The sequence below is a fragment of the Micromonospora arborensis genome, from assembly GCF_003205615.1.
GTDB classification, from domain to species: domain Bacteria; phylum Actinomycetota; class Actinomycetes; order Mycobacteriales; family Micromonosporaceae; genus Micromonospora; species Micromonospora arborensis.
The window spans coordinates 12,403-27,128 of the sequence record NZ_PYBV01000058.1; the positions used below are offsets into that span (position 1 = coordinate 12,403).

General features: G+C 70.1%; 12 protein-coding genes and 1 pseudogene. 5 read left to right on the forward strand and 8 right to left on the reverse strand.

Annotation, left to right across the window (positions count from 1 at the left end; translation table 11 throughout):
* Positions 1-36 precede the first annotated feature (36 nt).
* Positions 37-1,422 (forward strand): annotated as a pseudogene (locus C7C45_RS35315) (choice-of-anchor A family protein); the annotation flags it as partial.
* A gap of 90 nt (positions 1,423-1,512) precedes the next feature.
* The gene (locus C7C45_RS31075; protein ID WP_425271189.1) at positions 1,513-4,878 is read left to right on the forward strand and encodes a DUF7507 domain-containing protein; all 3,366 of its coding nucleotides are present in this window, start codon (positions 1,513-1,515) and stop codon (positions 4,876-4,878) included.
* A 479-nt stretch (positions 4,879-5,357) separates the two neighbouring features.
* Here the strand turns inward: C7C45_RS31075 and C7C45_RS31080 are convergent, their stop codons facing one another.
* From C7C45_RS31080 to C7C45_RS31110, 7 genes are all read right to left on the reverse strand, one after another.
* Positions 5,358-6,191: a hypothetical protein gene (locus C7C45_RS31080; RefSeq protein ID WP_110568155.1), complete on the reverse strand. Its 834-nt coding sequence runs from the start codon at positions 6,189-6,191 to the stop codon at positions 5,358-5,360.
* Positions 6,192-6,336: 145 nt separating this feature from the next.
* The gene (locus C7C45_RS31085) at positions 6,337-6,837 is read right to left on the reverse strand and encodes a hypothetical protein (RefSeq protein ID WP_146247459.1); all 501 of its coding nucleotides are present in this window, start codon (positions 6,835-6,837) and stop codon (positions 6,337-6,339) included.
* A 120-nt stretch (positions 6,838-6,957) separates the two neighbouring features.
* Positions 6,958-7,461, reverse strand: coding sequence for a hypothetical protein (locus C7C45_RS31090; protein ID WP_110568159.1), 504 nt, complete (start codon positions 7,459-7,461; stop codon positions 6,958-6,960).
* 170 nt (positions 7,462-7,631) lie between these two features.
* Positions 7,632-8,471, reverse strand: coding sequence for an alpha/beta hydrolase (locus tag C7C45_RS31095; protein WP_110568161.1), 840 nt, complete (start codon positions 8,469-8,471; stop codon positions 7,632-7,634).
* Between the two features lie 53 nt (positions 8,472-8,524).
* Complete coding sequence (locus tag C7C45_RS31100; RefSeq protein WP_110568163.1) at positions 8,525-8,827, reverse strand: DUF1905 domain-containing protein; 303 nt, start codon at positions 8,825-8,827, stop codon at positions 8,525-8,527.
* An 83-nt stretch (positions 8,828-8,910) separates the two neighbouring features.
* A complete protein-coding gene (locus tag C7C45_RS31105; protein WP_244200659.1) occupies positions 8,911-9,534 on the reverse strand; it encodes a GNAT family N-acetyltransferase in 624 nt (207 codons plus the stop codon).
* A 304-nt stretch (positions 9,535-9,838) separates the two neighbouring features.
* The gene (locus tag C7C45_RS31110) at positions 9,839-10,555 is read right to left on the reverse strand and encodes an SDR family oxidoreductase (RefSeq protein WP_110568165.1); all 717 of its coding nucleotides are present in this window, start codon (positions 10,553-10,555) and stop codon (positions 9,839-9,841) included.
* An 86-nt stretch (positions 10,556-10,641) separates the two neighbouring features.
* Between C7C45_RS31110 and C7C45_RS31115 the strand changes: the two genes are divergently transcribed.
* Complete coding sequence (locus tag C7C45_RS31115; protein ID WP_110568167.1) at positions 10,642-11,235, forward strand: TetR/AcrR family transcriptional regulator; 594 nt, start codon at positions 10,642-10,644, stop codon at positions 11,233-11,235.
* Between the two features lie 83 nt (positions 11,236-11,318).
* Here C7C45_RS31115 and C7C45_RS31120 read toward each other — a convergent pair whose 3' ends face one another.
* On the reverse strand, positions 11,319-11,912 hold the full coding sequence (locus C7C45_RS31120; RefSeq protein ID WP_110568169.1) for a helix-turn-helix domain-containing protein: 594 nt from the start codon (positions 11,910-11,912) through the stop codon (positions 11,319-11,321).
* Between the two features lie 38 nt (positions 11,913-11,950).
* Between C7C45_RS31120 and C7C45_RS31125 the strand changes: the two genes are divergently transcribed.
* A complete protein-coding gene (locus C7C45_RS31125; RefSeq protein ID WP_208641472.1) occupies positions 11,951-13,561 on the forward strand; it encodes an FAD-dependent oxidoreductase in 1,611 nt (536 codons plus the stop codon).
* A 197-nt stretch (positions 13,562-13,758) separates the two neighbouring features.
* Entirely contained in the window at positions 13,759-14,718 is a 960-nt protein-coding gene (locus tag C7C45_RS31130) for a carbohydrate ABC transporter permease (RefSeq protein ID WP_208641473.1), read from the forward strand.
* Positions 14,719-14,726: the final 8 nt, after the last annotated feature.

A 14,726-nucleotide genomic window follows, 5' to 3' on the forward strand; every position in this document is an offset into this window, starting at 1 on the left:
ACGCTCCCCTCGCACATCGGACACAACGGGGGCGTGATGAGGATTTCTTCGTGGGGTAGCCGCAGGTCACGGGCAGCGGCGCTGGTCGCCGTCGGAGGCGTGCTGGCGGTCAACGCCCTGCTGGCGCCGGTGCCAGCGCCGCCCCCGCTGAACCAGGTACTGACCGCGGCCGAGGCCATCGGGCCGGTCAACCCGGTCGCCGAGGCGCTGAGCTTCGGGGTGATGACCGAAGGCAACGCCGGTGTGTTCAGCGACGAGAACGAGGGCACCCTCGCGGTAGGTGGCGACCTCACCTTCGGCAACTACCAACTGGCCGGGGCGACCGCCGGGTCGTTCGTCGTACCCGGCGACGCCAACCCGACCGCCCTGGTGGTGGGTGGACGGGTGAACTTCGCCGGCAGTGTCGGCGGCACCCGTCTCCAGGTGCTCTCCAGCGGGTACGCCAAGATCGGCAACCTGACCGGCACGTTTGTCCGGGACACCGACAACAACGGCGCTCAGGTCAACACCCGGATCCTGCCGTCGGACAACTACGACGCGTCCCCCCGGGTCGAGTTGGTCACCCGGCAGCCGGTCGCCAGCGTCGGACCCGCCTCGCCGATCGACTTCGCCGGCGCCTTCGCCACCTTCCGCGACAACACCGCCGGCCTGGCCACCTGCGGCAACAACGTGGTGCTGCGCACGCCGAACGGTGACGTGCTGCCCCGACCGATCCCGGCGGGCAGCAACGCCGTGGTCACGCTGACCCCGGGCGTGACCAACGTGCTCAACCTCAGCGCGGCCGACCTGAACAACATCCAGACGCTGACGTTCGCCAGCCAGCCCACTGCCGACACCCCGCTGCTGGTCAACGTGGACACCAGCGGCGTCGGCAACGACTTCGCCTGGAACGCCCCGAACTTCTCCGGCATCGGCGGCCCACAGGCGCGCTACATCCTGTTCAACTTCCCGACCGCCACCGCGCTCACCCTCACGCCGGCGGCGAACACGGTCGAGGGCACCATCTTCGCCCCCAACGCCAGCCTCGCCGACCTCTCCGCCAGCAACACCGAGGGCAGCGTCATCACCCGTACGCTGGACCACCGCGGCGGCGAGATCCACTACTTCCCGTTCAGCACCACGCTCGCCTGCGAGGGGGGCACCCCGGCGGACATCGACCTGATCAAGTCGTCGACCACCGCGGCGATCACCACCGTCGGCCAGCAGGTCCCGTACTCGTTCCACGTGGTCAACACCGGCGGCGTTCCGCTCACCAACATCTCGGTCACCGACGTGCAGACCCCGCCGTCCTCGAACGCGAACCTCGGCCCGATCACCTGCGCCGCCACCACCCTCGCGCCCGGCGCGCAGACCGACTGCACCGCCACCTACACCGTCACCCAGGCCGACCTGGACAACAACGGCGTCACCAACGTGGCAACCGCCCAGGGCACCCCGCCAAGTGGTCCCCCGGTCGTCTCCGAGCCGGACACCCTGACCATCCCGGCGGAGGCACTCAGCGCCGCCCTCAGTGTGGTGAAGTCCTCCACCACCACGTCGATCACCTCGGTGGGTCAGCAGGTCCCCTACCGCTACCTGGTCGCCAACACCGGCGGTGTGACCCTGACCAACATCGGCATCACCGACGTGCAGGCGCCGCCGTCCTCGAACGCGAACCTCGGCCCGATCACCTGCGCCGCCACCACCCTGGCGCCCGGCGCGCAGACCGACTGCACCGCCACCTACACCGTCACCCAGGCCGACCTCGACAACAACGGGGTCACCGACACCGCCACCGCGCACGGTACGCCGCCCGGTGGCCCCCCGGTCACCTCGCCGCCGTCCACGCTGACCATCCCCGAGTCGGGGCTGATCCCGTCGATCACGGTCACGAAGACCTCCACCGCCGCGTCGATCACCACGGTCGGGCAGCAGGTGCCGTACTCGTTCCTCGTGGTCAACACCGGCGGGCTCACCCTGACCGGCGTCAACGTCACCGATGTGCAGGCGCCGCCCTCGTCGAACGCGAACCTCGGCCCGATCACCTGCCCCGTCACCACCCTCGCGCCCGGCGCGCAAACCACCTGCACCGCCACCTACACCGTCACCCAGGCCGACCTCGACAACGACGGCGTCACCAACACCGCCACCGCGCACGGCACCCCGCCCGGGGGCGGCACGCCGGTGGACTCGCCACCCTCGACGCTGACCCTGCCGGAGACCGGCCTGGTCCCCTCGATCGCGGTGCTGAAGACGTCCACCACCACCACGATCACCACCGTCGGGCAGCAGGTGCCCTACCAGTTCCAGGTGGTCAACACCGGCGGGTTCACTCTGACCAACGTCGGCGTCACCGACGTGCAGACCCCGCCCTCGTCGAACGACAACCTCGGGCCGATCACCTGCGCGGCGACCACACTCGCCCCCGGAGTGCAGACCACGTGCACCGCCACCTACACGGTCACCCAGGCCGACCTGGACTTCGGCTCGGTACGCGACACCGCGACCGCCCACGGCACCCCACCCGGCGGCAGGCCGCCCGTTCAGTCGACACCGTCGACATTGACGATCCCGGGCGATGCGGTCGCCCCGGCCATCTCCCTGGTGAAGTCGTCCACCACCACGGCCATCAGCTCGGTCGGCCAGCAGGTGCCCTACCGGTTCCTGGTCGCCAACACCGGTGGCGTCACCCTGAACAACGTCAACGTCACCGACGTACAGGACCCGCCGTCGTCGAACGCGAACCTCGGCCCGATCACCTGCGCGAGCACCACCCTCGCACCGGGTGCGACGACCGTCTGCACCGCGACGTACACCGTCACCCAGGCCGACCTGGACCACGACGAGCTGACCGACATCGCCACCGCGCACGGCACCCCGACGGGGACCGAGGAGCCGGTCGACTCGGACCAGGTCGTGCTGACCATTCCGGCGGCCGACGTCACACCGTCGATCTCGGTGGTGAAGTCGTCCACCACCACGTCGATCACCTCGGTCGGGCAGCAGGTGCCCTACCAGTTCCTCGTGATCAACAACGGGGGCGTCACGCTGACCAACGTCAACGTCACCGACGCGCAGACCCCGCCCTCGTCGAACGCGAACCTCGGCCCGATCACCTGCCCGCAGACCACGCTCACGCCCGGTCAGTCGACGGCCTGCAGCGCCACCTACACGGTCACCCAGGCCGACCTGGACAACAACGCGGTCGCCGACGTCGCCACCGCACACGGCAACCCGCCGGGCAGTGACACGCCCGTCAACTCGCCGCCGTCCACACTGACGATCCCCGAGACCGGGCTGATCGCCGCGATCTCGGTGGTCAAGACCTCCGAGGTCACCTCGATCAGCATGGTCGGGCAGCAGGTGCCCTACCGGTTCCTCGTGGTCAACACCGGCGGGCTCACCCTGACCGGCGTCAACGTCACCGACGTGCAGGCGCCACCCTCGTCGAACGCGAGCCTCGGCCCGATCACCTGTGCGATCACCACGCTCGCGCCGGGTGAGTCCACCACCTGCACCGCCACCTACACGGTGACGCAGGCCGACCTCGACAACGACGGGGTCACCGACACCGCCACCGCCCACGGGACACCGCCGGGCGGTGGGACGCCGGTGGACTCACCGCCCTCGACGCTGACCATCCCCCAGATGGGAGTCGTCGCCAGCATCGACATAATCAAGTCGTCGACGACGGTGGCGATCACCGCACCGGGCCAGCAGGTGCCGTACACCTTCCTGGTGGTCAACACCGGCGGCCTCACCCTCACCGGGGTGACCGTCAACGACACCGTGCTGCTGCCGTCCGAGCGGGCCGGGCTCGGGTTGATCACCTGTGGTCCGCAGAACATCCCGAACGGCGAGGTGACCCTGGCGCCGGGGGCCTCCATCCAGTGCCGGACGACCTACACGGTGACCGCGGAGGAGTTCACCGGCTCGGCGCTGATCAACGTCGCCACGGCCACCGGCACGCCGCCGGTCGGGCCGCCGCCGGTCTCCCCGCCGTCGTCGCTGGACATCCCGATCCCGCACCCGGAGATCGCCATCACCAAGGCGGTCACGCCCGCCGTGGTGTCCGCGGCCGGTGACACAGTCACGTACGAATTCGTCGTGACCAACACCGGCAATACCCCGCTCAGCGCGGTGACGGTCGACGAGACCGAGTTCTCCGGCACCGGAACGCCCGGGGCGATCACCTGCGGCACCCCGCCGGTGGCCAGCGGCAGCGTCACCCTGCTGGCCGGCGCGAGCACCACCTGCACGTCGACCTACACCGTCACCGCGGCGGACATCGAGGCCGGCCGAATCACCAACACGGCGGTCGCCGCCGGCACGCCGCCGACCATCCCGGGCCAACAACCACCGGCACCGGTACGCTCCGCGCCGGCCACCGCCGAGGTCACGGCCACCCGGGGTGCGGCGATCACCGTGGTGAAGTCCAGCAGCACCGACAAGATCGGCCGACCGGGCCAGCAGGTGCCGTTCGACTTCGTGGTCACCAACACCGGGCAGGTGACCCTGACCGACGTGACGGTCACCGACACCCTCACCGCGCCGGCCTCGTCGACCAACCTCGGCCCGATCACCTGTGGTCCGGACCGGACACCCAACGGGGCCGTGACCCTGGCGGCGGGCGCCGCCGTCACCTGCTCGGCGACCTACACGGTCAGCAAGGCCGACTACCACCACGGATCGCTGCGCAACACCGCGACCGCGACCGGCACCCCGCCGGACGGCCCGGCGCCGGTGGCCCCGGAGTCCACCATCACGATCCCCGTCAAGGGCAAGCTGCCGGTGACCGGCGAGTCGTACCCGATGGCCTGGATGGGTGCCGGCGTGCTGGCCCTCCTGCTCGGCGCCACGCTGTTGCTGGTCGCACGGCAGCGGAGGACCCGCGCCTAGCGCGGGATGATCGCGAGGGTCGGACCGGAGGGGAACCGGTCCGGCCCTCGCGGCACGTCACCGTCATCGCCACCCACAGCCGCGACCCGTTGGCTGGACCGTCAGCACGGCCTTCCCTCTCAGAGGACGGTCTGAGAATGGTTGAGTTCATCTATGGCTTGCGTCCAGTTGGCGATCTTCCAGCGGGTTTCGCCGTATGGCGATCGATGATCCAGATCTCCAGCTTCTACTCGATCGAGCTGCACCGGGACAAGCCGCAGCCCTACCCAGCCGGCGGCCAGCCCGAGCGGACCGCAGGCCGATCCGGCGCCGGCCGCCAGGGGCTGACCGGCGCGCTCGGGAGAGCGCGCCGGTCACCCGGAATGTCGCCGACCTCGACGAGCAGCCGAGGGGCGCCTGAGGGTCCGATGCCGACGGTGGCCAGCGGGCCGACGAGCGGAGTAGCGGCCTTAATGGTGCGTGGCGCGGGAGCGTGGCGGCTATCCGGCCCGGTACCGGGCAATCGCGGCGGCGGCGGCCTCGTCGTCCTCGTAGTAGCGCATGAACCGCTCGGCGGAGCCGCCGGCCTCCAGTGCGTTCAGCGCGATGGCCCGGACCTCCCGTGCCATGTCGGGGTCGCCCGATCCGCCTGCGTCGTCCGGGATGTCGAGGATGGCTGCCATCACCGGTGTGACCACTGGACCGTGGTGGCCGGAGACTGCCCGCACCAGGTGGGCACGTTGTGGCCAGGTGTCCAGCGAGGGATACGTGTTGACCAGAGCCTTGAGCAGGTCTTCTCCGAACGGTTGGCGTAGCTTCTCGATCGCATCGCGGTCGCCGGCCCGAATCGCCATCAGCAGGGCGCGCAGCAGGCTGGCGTCGCTGATGTCGTACTGCCGGGCACGGACGTCCTCCACCCGGTGCTCCCCGTTCACCACGGTCACCACGGCGGCAAGTTCGAAGTACCACAGGCGGTCGGCGTACATCTCCTGTTCGATCGCCCCGGCGAGGTCGTTCCGCCCATGCTCACGGAGCCGCTCGACGGCGTAGCGCAGATAGTCGCGGGTGCCGCCGACCACCGTCGTCCCGTACGGCAGACGCCGGCGCGGCAGCTCGTACTCGCCGGCCAGCGCGGTGACCACGAGCAGCCGCTCGCCGTCGTCGCCCGGCATCCGCCACACCGCGTCGAGCTCGTCGGGTTCGGTCGGCTCGCTGTCCGTGCCCCAAAGGCGTACCGCTTCGGGAAACACCTGTTGCACATAGCTCGTGGCGCACAGCCGGGCGATCGTCCGATCCGCCTCCCACACCGCGCGGCTCGTCACTTCGTGAACCATCCGGCCTCCAACCTTCGCCGCCGATCCCGGCGTCAGCCCGACAGGTTACCGCCGAGAAGGGACCGGCGCGTCGGCGATACATGGGACAGGGTTTCGTGCACATCGACGCCGCGACGGCGTTCGCACCTCGCCGCAAGCAGGTCGGCTACGAAATGCGTGCCGCCAACTCTGCAACCTCTCGGAGATGGTTCGCCTCACCCAGAGTAACCAGCAGTTCGCCCTCCTCTGTGCGCACGTCTAGGTAGGCGAAGGTCTGGGGGCTCTGCGCCTGTCCTACAAGATGGGTCTTCGACCACTTCCGCACATCCACCTCGTTCCACGCATATGGCCGCAGCTGTCCGTTCCCGCCAAGAATGAAGCCGGCTTCGAAGCAGTACAACCTGGGTGCTCGCGCCCAGGTCCGGCTGTACACCCGCCAGAAGAGGAAGGCGACCACGGGTGCAAGAACAATCAGAGCAATGCCGACCGCAGTCGTCACCGGTCCACCGTCGGCGACGAGCAGCCCGGTGCCGACGAGTACCAGGACGAAGGGCGCGATGACGATCAGGCACCCGGAGCCGACGTCGGCCAGCACCGCCGTCACGACATGCGAACCGTAGCCGCGCTGTTCGGCCAGCTCCGCCACTGCCCCGGTTGGTCGTTCCATATTCTCACTGTTCTCGCTAGTCCTGCATCGCAGACTAGCGAGGTACGGGCCGGTCGCACCAGGTGTGACGACGACGTCTGCCGTGACGATCCGCGCGACATATGCTCCCGAACCACTCTCTCAGAGGGCGCTGTCGTCGCGCGTCCGGTCGACGAAGGCGCCCGATCGCTCCGCGCTCCAGCGTTTCCGGGCCGGGTATCCATACCGACGGAGCTCTGCCATTTCGAAGCGCCACCGCAGGATGAACCCGGGGCGATAGGAGACGAAATTGATGCCCCACTGCCTCGCGAGCCCCTCTGCGCTGGTGATCAAACGATCGATGTCGCCGGGCTTGAGGCCGAGATCTCGCACGGCGGTGACGACCACCGCCAACTCCGGCAGGCCGGGATGGGCAGGGGCGGCGTCTTCGTCGCCGGCCGCCTCGCCCAACTCCCCACGAATGGCCCGTGACACCTCGTCCACAATGACTCCGTGCGCCGCGTGGGTGTGCTCGGTGGCGGCCGCGGCGTCGAGGAGGGCTGACCATTCCTTGGTCACCCGCTCAGCGAACAGGCGAATCTCGGCCGGGTTGTGCCGGTCGGGGCTCAGCCAGCGGACCGCGACGCTGAACATTCCCAGCAGCACACCCCCAAGGCTCTTCGGTCGAGGAACGCCGTCGGTTGCAGACGACGCACCAACGAGCGATCTCCGAGCAGGTAGGCGTGCCAGTAGTAGCCCTGCGCCGAACTCAGTCCGCTCGGCCGCCCCGTGGTCATGGCAGGAGGGTACGAGTAGTCCACAAACGCGGAGTGTGCCTACGCGGCGAGGACTCGGGTGAAGAACGCCAGGCTGTCGCGGACCACGGGCTCCACCGGCACTCCGCCGAAACAGTGGTCGGCCCCCGGCACCACCGACAGCTCGACCTCAGCACCCGCCGTGGTCAAGGCTGCCGCGAGCTCCTCACTCTGCCCGACCGGTACGACCAGGTCCTGGTCGCCGTGGATGAGCAGCATGGGTGGGGCAGCGGCGGTGACGTAGGTGATCGGACTGGCCGCCCGGCCCGGCCCCGGGTTCTCGGTCAACGGGGCGCCGATCAGGAGGGACTCGGGCGAGTCCGCCGCGTCGTGGTCGATCGTCGCCAACGGGTGTGCCTGCGACTGCATGGTCAACAGGTTTGACGGCGCGTACCAGCAGACCGCCGCTCCGACGCCACTGTCGTCCTGGTCGTCCCCGGTCAGGGCGACCATCGAGGCCAGATGCCCACCGGCCGACTCGCCCCACACCCCGATCCGCTCGCGGTCCACGCCCACCCTGTCGCCCTCCCGGCGTAGCCAGCGCACCGCCGCCTTGACGTCGTCGAGTTGCGCGGGGAAGTGCGCCTCGCCGCTGAGCCGGTACTGCGCGGAGGCGACCGCGAACCCCGCTCGTATCGCGGCGGTGAACGGGTCCGCTTCCATGAGCCATTCCGCCGGCTGCTTGGGCGAGCCGAACAGCCACGCACCGCCGTGGACCCACACCAGCACCGGCACCGGCACCGGAGCGTCCACCGGCACGACGAGGTCCAAGGTCAGCGGGCGGAAGCCCGGGACCTCGTGCACGACGATGTCGCGGTGCTCGATCCGGTCGCTCCGGCGCCGGTATGCCGCATCGATCATCGCGCCATCCTCGCACCGCCGGCCCCGGAGTGTCTGCCCAGCGCAGCCGGTCGTCAGACGTCGATGAGTTCGACGGTCACCGTCTCGATGTCGCCAACGTCGAACGCTTCGGCCTTGCGGACGGCGCGCTTGATCGGTAGCACGAAAGCCCCGCCACCACCGCCGGGGAAGATCGAGGTCGCCCACGTGCTGCCCCCGACCGTCGCCCGGACCCGCACCGAACCGAAGCCCCGACGCAATCCGGCAGTCAGCTCCCGGATCTCCTGCGATGCCTCGGCGGGCAGGCTGACGAACGTCCAGGTTTCAGCCCGGCGGGCATCCCACAACCACAACTCGGCGTCGAAGACGAAGACCACGGCCGCAGGATCACACACCGGTCCGACATTCCTGCGACGGCCCTGGCTGCCTCCGGCGACCGTGGCCGGCCAGCCCGCGCTGTCTATTCGGCGCTGGTGGTCGGGCTCCACACCCAGGGGGTGGTGGTCGTCACGGCCTGCAGGCCAAGGCGTTGCAGGATTGGCCTGCTGTCCTTGGACGCGTCGACCAGGAGGTACCTGATGCCCCGCTCGGCGGCGATCTGCGCCCGGCGGGCGACCAGCGCGCGGTAGATGCCCTTCCGCCGCCACTGCGCGAGGGTCGATCCACCCCACAGCGCGCCGAACTCCGTGCCGGCGATGACGGCCAGCCAGGCGGCCGACACGACCTCGCCGCCGGCCTCCGCGACGAGCACGACGATGTTCTCCGGGGCCGACTCGATGCGGTCGCGGAGGTCATCGGCGAGCCAGGACCAGTCGGCGCCCCAGACCTCGGACTCCATGGCGGCGATCCGACGGAGGTCGGCAAGGTCGGTCGTGGCACGGATGGTGATGCCGTCGGGGACTTCGCCGGCGGTGGTCAGTGTGTCTGCCACACCGATGACGACCGTCTCCTCGTCCTCCGGCGCGAACCCGGCCAACCGCAGGCGCTCGGTGAGATCCGGTCGGTCGTGGCCGTACGTCTTCCACTCGACCGCCTGACCCAGCGTCGCCCAGCGGTCCCGCACTCGACCGATCAGCGCGTCCAACTCGTCGACGCTGAGCCCGTCGAGATCCTGGGCGAAGGCGGACCCTCGCGCAGGGGTGGTGATCTATAGAACCGGGCCGTCCCACGACGGCTCCCAGTGGTGCGGCACCCGAGCGGCGATGGTGCCGCGCACCTGCTGGTCGTGCAGTACGAGAAGATCATTTGGTGTCATCATCGCCGCGCAGGATGGCATTGGTGCAGCCCAGCCAGCAAGCCAGATATCGGTCGACCCGCCCCGACCCTGACGCTGGCCGCGCCGCACTCACGCCTGCACCGTTGGGGTTACCGCGTCTCGTCCGGCACGGTCAGCGGGCGAGGTGGAGGCCGCCGTCCGCAGCGATCACCTGTCCGGTCACGTACGTGCTGCCGATCAAGAGCATGATGGTCGCGGCAATCTCGTCAGGGTGGGCAATGTGTGCAAGTGGAAGGCGGGACGTCAGGTCGGCGAAGAAGGCGGAGCGCTGCTCCGGCGGCATCGAACCCCACCACGCGGTGTCCACCACGCCAGGGCTGACGGCGTTGACCCGCACCGGCGCGAGTTCGGTGGCGAGCGGCCGGATAGCGGCCTCCAGTGCGCCGTTGACTGCGGCTAGACCGACCGTGCCGGGCAAGGCCGCCTGGGCTGAGCCGGCGGTAATCAGCGTGACGGATCCGCTGGAACGCAGTGTCGGCAGTGCCGCCTGCACGACTTCCAGTTGGGCGAACGTCTTGGCCGCGAAGGCGCGGCGTACCGCGTCGAGGTCGAGGGAGGCGAACGGGCCGGCGCCTTCGCCGCCGCTGACACAGACGACCAGATGGTCGATGGGGCCGATTTCGGCGAACAGACTGTCCAACGCCGTGCGGTCGGTGGCGTCCACCTGCACCGCGCGCAATGGCCCCATCGCCGCGAAATTCGTGAGTTTCTCTGCCGAGCGGCCGGTCACGACGACCTCCGCCCCTTGCTGGTGGAGCAACTCGGCGGTGGCCCGGCCGATGCCCGAGCTGCCGCCCATGACGATGATGCGCTGACCCTTGAGGTCCATGTTCGTTTTCCCAAGCTTGTCGAGACGTGATGTCTCGTCAAACGCTAGACGAGACGCGAAGTCTCGTCAAACGATAGAGTGTCCGCATGCCAACGCCACCGCCGTCCGCCGGCCCCGCAGGTCGTTCCCGCACCGGTCGAGCCCGCAGTGAGCAGGCTCGTCAGGACATACTCGCTGCCGCGCTGGAACTGGCTCGCCGAGATCTCGGCACCACGACGGTCGATTCGATCGCCCACCGCGCAGGTGTGGGCAAGCAGACGATCTACCGCTGGTGGCCGTCGAAGTGGGCCATCATTCTGGAGGCGCTGCTCGAACATGCCGAGCGGGACATCACCGCCGGCACGGACAGCGGTCCACTCGCCGAACGCTTGGCCACCTTCCTCGCGTCAACCTTCGCGCAACTCGCGGGCCCCGACAGCGACGGGCCGCTGCTGCGGGCGCTGATGGCGCATGCCCAGCAGAATCCGGCCTTCGCGGTCGCTTGGCGCGACCTGCTCATCCTTCCGCGCCGCCGAGCGCTCCTGGAACTGATGAGCGAGGGCCGGAACGAAGACCGAGAGGCCGCGGTCGACCTGCTCTTCGGTGGCATGTGGTATCGGCTGCTCGTCGAGCACGGCCCGCTCGATCACGCGTACGCCCACCGTCTCGCGACGGCGGCGGCAGCCCTGCTGAAGGCCTGAGGAAACTGCCGACACCCACGAGCGAGATCAGCGAGACAGGCTGACGACGTACGCCATGCTCGACCGGCAGCAGGTGGTTCGCGCTACCCCAGGTCGGGCGCGGCGGGGCGGGCCCGGACGTGCAGCCGCTCCCCCTGCGGTCCGAAGAGGCTGAGGACCTCGGCGGTGCCGGGGCCGGGATTGAGGATGAGGTGCGGGATGCGGGTGTCGAACTCGGCGACCTCGCCCGGGGTCAGGGTCAGGTCACGGTCGCCGAGCAGCAGGCGCAGCCGGCCCGAGAGGACGTAGAGCCACTCGTACCCCTCGTGGGTCTGCGGGGTCCGCTCCCCGACGGACGGGTCCGGCGGGAAGATCTGTTTGAACGCCTGCAGCCCGCCCGGTCGGCGGGTCAGCGGCAGGAACGTGATGCCGTGCCGGACGATCGGTTTGGGGCGTACGCGGGGGTCGCCGGTGGCCGGCGCGTCGACCAACTCGTCCAGCGCCACCTGGTAGGCCCGGGCCAGTGGCAGCAGCAGCTCCAGGGTGGGCCGGCGACTGCCGGATTCCAGCCGGGACAGGGTGCTCACGGAGATGCCGGTCAGGTCGGCGAGCTGGGTCAGCGTGGTCCCGCGCTTCTGACGCAGGGCGCGCAGCCGGGGGCCGACGGCCGCGAGCGCGGCAGCGTCCTCGTTTGCCATAACAGCAAGGATAGTTGCCACCTGGCCGGCGGCGACGGATGGTGGGCTCAGCCAACAGACATGGGGAGATACCGGTGGACGAGACATACGACGTCGTGGTGGTGGGCGGCGGTGCCGCGGGGCTCAGCGGAGCCCTGGCACTGAGCCGGGCCCGACGGTCGGTCCTGGTGATCGACTCCGGTGAGCCGCGCAACGCTCCGGCCGACCACGTGCACAACTACCTGGGCCGGGAGGGGACGCCGCCGGGCGAGCTGTACGCGGTCGGGCGGGCCGAGGTCGCCGGGTACGGCGGGCAGTTCCGCACCGGGCGGGTGGACGCTGCCACCCGGGACGACGACGGGTTCCGGCTCAGCCTCGACGACGCAAGTTCGGTGCGGGCACGTCGACTGCTGGTGGCCACCGGGCTGACCGACGAACTGCCCGACGTGCCCGGGTTGGCGAAGCGGTGGGGGCGCGACGTCCTGCACTGCCCGTACTGCCACGGCTGGGAGGTGCGGGACCGGCGGATCGGCGTACTGGCGACCGGCCCGCTGGCCGTGCACCAGGCCGAGATGTGGCGACAGTGGAGTGCCGACGTACTGCTCCTGCTGCACGACGCCCCCGCACCGGACGAGGAGACCGCCGAGCGCCTCGCCGCCCGCAGCATCGCGGTGGTGCCGGGTCCGGTCGCCGAGGTGGAGGTGACCGGGGACGCGTTGACCGGCGTACGGCTGGCCGATGGCCGATCGGTGGCGCTGGACGCGGTCGTGGTCGCAACGCGGCTGACACCCCGCGCGGATCTGCTGGTGGGCCTGGGCCTGGCCCCGGAGGAGGTGGCGATGGGTGGGTACGTGATCGGCGCCCAGATCCCGGCCGACGCCACCGGGGCGACGACCGTCCCCGGTGTCTGGGTGGCCGGCAACATCGCCGACCTCCGCGGTCAGGTCATCACGTCCGCCGCTGCCGGCCTCACCGCCGGGGCGGCGATCAACGCCGACCTCATCGCCGAGGACACCCGCGCCGCGGTGGCCGCGTACCGGCAACTGATGGCGACCGCATTCGAGGAGCCGGCCTGGGAGGAGCGCTACCAGTCCCGGCCCGCCGTCTGGAGTGGTCGGCCGAACCCGCAGTTGGTCGCCGAGGTCGCGGACCTGCCCCCGGGGCGCGCACTGGACGTGGGCAGCGGCGAGGGCGCCGACGCGGTGTGGCTGGCCGAGCGCGGCTGGCAGGTGGCCGCGGTGGACATCTCCACCGTCGCGTTGGGCCGGGCCGCCGCGCACGCCGACACTGCCGGCGTCGGGGACCGGATCGAGTTCACGCACGCCGACCTGCGCGACAAGCCGCCCGCCGAGGGCGCGTACGACCTGGTGTCGGCGCAGTTCATGCACCTGCCTCCGGTGCAGCGGCGGGAGTTGTTCGCCCGGCTGGCCGACGCGGTGGCGCCGGGTGGCGTCCTGCTGATCGTCGGGCACCACCCGTCGGATCTCTGGACGTCGGCGCACCGGATGCACATGCCGGACATGATGTACACCGCGCAGGACGTGGCCGCCTCCCTCGACCCGGCCCGCTGGGAAATCGTCACCGCCGAGGAGCGCCCCCGGACGGTCACCGATCCGCACGGCGAGCAGATCACTTTGCACGACGCGGTTCTGCTCGCCCGGCGGCGCTGAACGCGGGTGCCGGTGGCGGCCCACCCGCCACCGGCACGCACAGTCACGAATGTCCGGGCAGGATCGGGGCGATTGAGCTGCGCATGTCTATTCTTCTCTGCGGGATGTGACGCTGTGTAGGCGATGTCATTGGCGCGTCAGCCATCCGCCACCTGAATCACCCCACCCGGACGTACGGCCTGTGCAGGCTGCCCGACGTGACAGCTCCAACTCTGCTCGCGGCCGACACCGCCGCCCGCACCGACCGGCCACCCGGCCGGCCCCGCCGGGCCGCCGCGCCGGCGCGGGCGCGGGAAACGGCACTCGGTCTGCTGTTCGCCCTTCCCGGCCTGGCCGGCCTGGGCATCTTCGTGATCTTCCCGCTGTTCCAGGCCGTGTACCTGGCCACCCGGGGCAACGACATCCTCGGCAACCCGACCCGGTCGGTCGGGATGGCGCACTTCCAGGAGCTGCTGACGCCGGAATTCGGCACGGTGCTCTGGCAGACGCTTGTCTTCACCGTGCTCGTCGTGGTGCCCGGCGTGCTGCTGCCGCTCGCGCTCGCCGCGCCGATGACCCAACGGCTACCGGGCATGCGGGTCTTTCGGACCGCCTTCGCCCTGCCGTTCGCCTACTCGGTCTCGGCGGCCAGCGTGGTCTGGCTGATCATGCTGAACCCGGGGATCTCGCCGGTGAACTGGGCGCTGGGTCTGATCGGTGTTCCCGCGCCGAACTGGACCACCGAGCCGGGCTGGGCGATGGCCACTGTCGTCGGCGTCACCGTGTGGATGGTCTCCGGGTTCAACCTGCTCGTGCTCGCCGCCGGCCTGGCCGGCGTCGACGAGGAGGTGCTGGAGGCGGCCCGGATGGACGGTGCCACCGGCCCTCGACAGTTCGTCAGCATCGTGCTGCCGATGATCTCGCCGAGCCTGTTCTTCGCCGTGGTGACCACCACGCTGGCCGCGCTTCAAGCGCTCGGGCAGGTGCAGATCATGACCGACGGCGGACCCAACGGACACACCCGCACGCTTGTCTATTCGATCTTCGACAACGCGTTCCACAACAACAACAGCAACTTCGGGCTGGCCAGCGCGCAGGGCCTGGTGTTGCTGGTGATCGGCGTGCTGATCGCCGTGGTGCAGTTCGGCGTCCTCGAAAGGCGGGTGCACTACCGGTGAGCAGGAGC

What these genes read in the sequence shown, in the direction of transcription:
- C7C45_RS31095 (WP_110568161.1), bottom strand. Translation starts at nt 8,471, where the DNA reads ATGATCGATGCGGCATACCGGCGCCGGAGCGACCGGATCGAGCACCGC.
- C7C45_RS31085 (WP_146247459.1), bottom strand. Translation starts at nt 6,837, where the DNA reads ATGGAACGACCAACCGGGGCAGTGGCGGAGCTGGCCGAACAGCGCGGC.
- C7C45_RS31110 (WP_110568165.1), bottom strand. Translation starts at nt 10,555, where the DNA reads ATGGACCTCAAGGGTCAGCGCATCATCGTCATGGGCGGCAGCTCGGGC.
- C7C45_RS31120 (WP_110568169.1), bottom strand. Translation starts at nt 11,912, where the DNA reads ATGGCAAACGAGGACGCTGCCGCGCTCGCGGCCGTCGGCCCCCGGCTG.
- C7C45_RS31115 (WP_110568167.1), top strand. Translation starts at nt 10,642, where the DNA reads ATGCCAACGCCACCGCCGTCCGCCGGCCCCGCAGGTCGTTCCCGCACC.
- C7C45_RS31125 (WP_208641472.1), top strand. Translation starts at nt 11,951, where the DNA reads ATGGTGGGCTCAGCCAACAGACATGGGGAGATACCGGTGGACGAGACA.
- C7C45_RS31080 (WP_110568155.1), bottom strand. Translation starts at nt 6,191, where the DNA reads ATGGTTCACGAAGTGACGAGCCGCGCGGTGTGGGAGGCGGATCGGACG.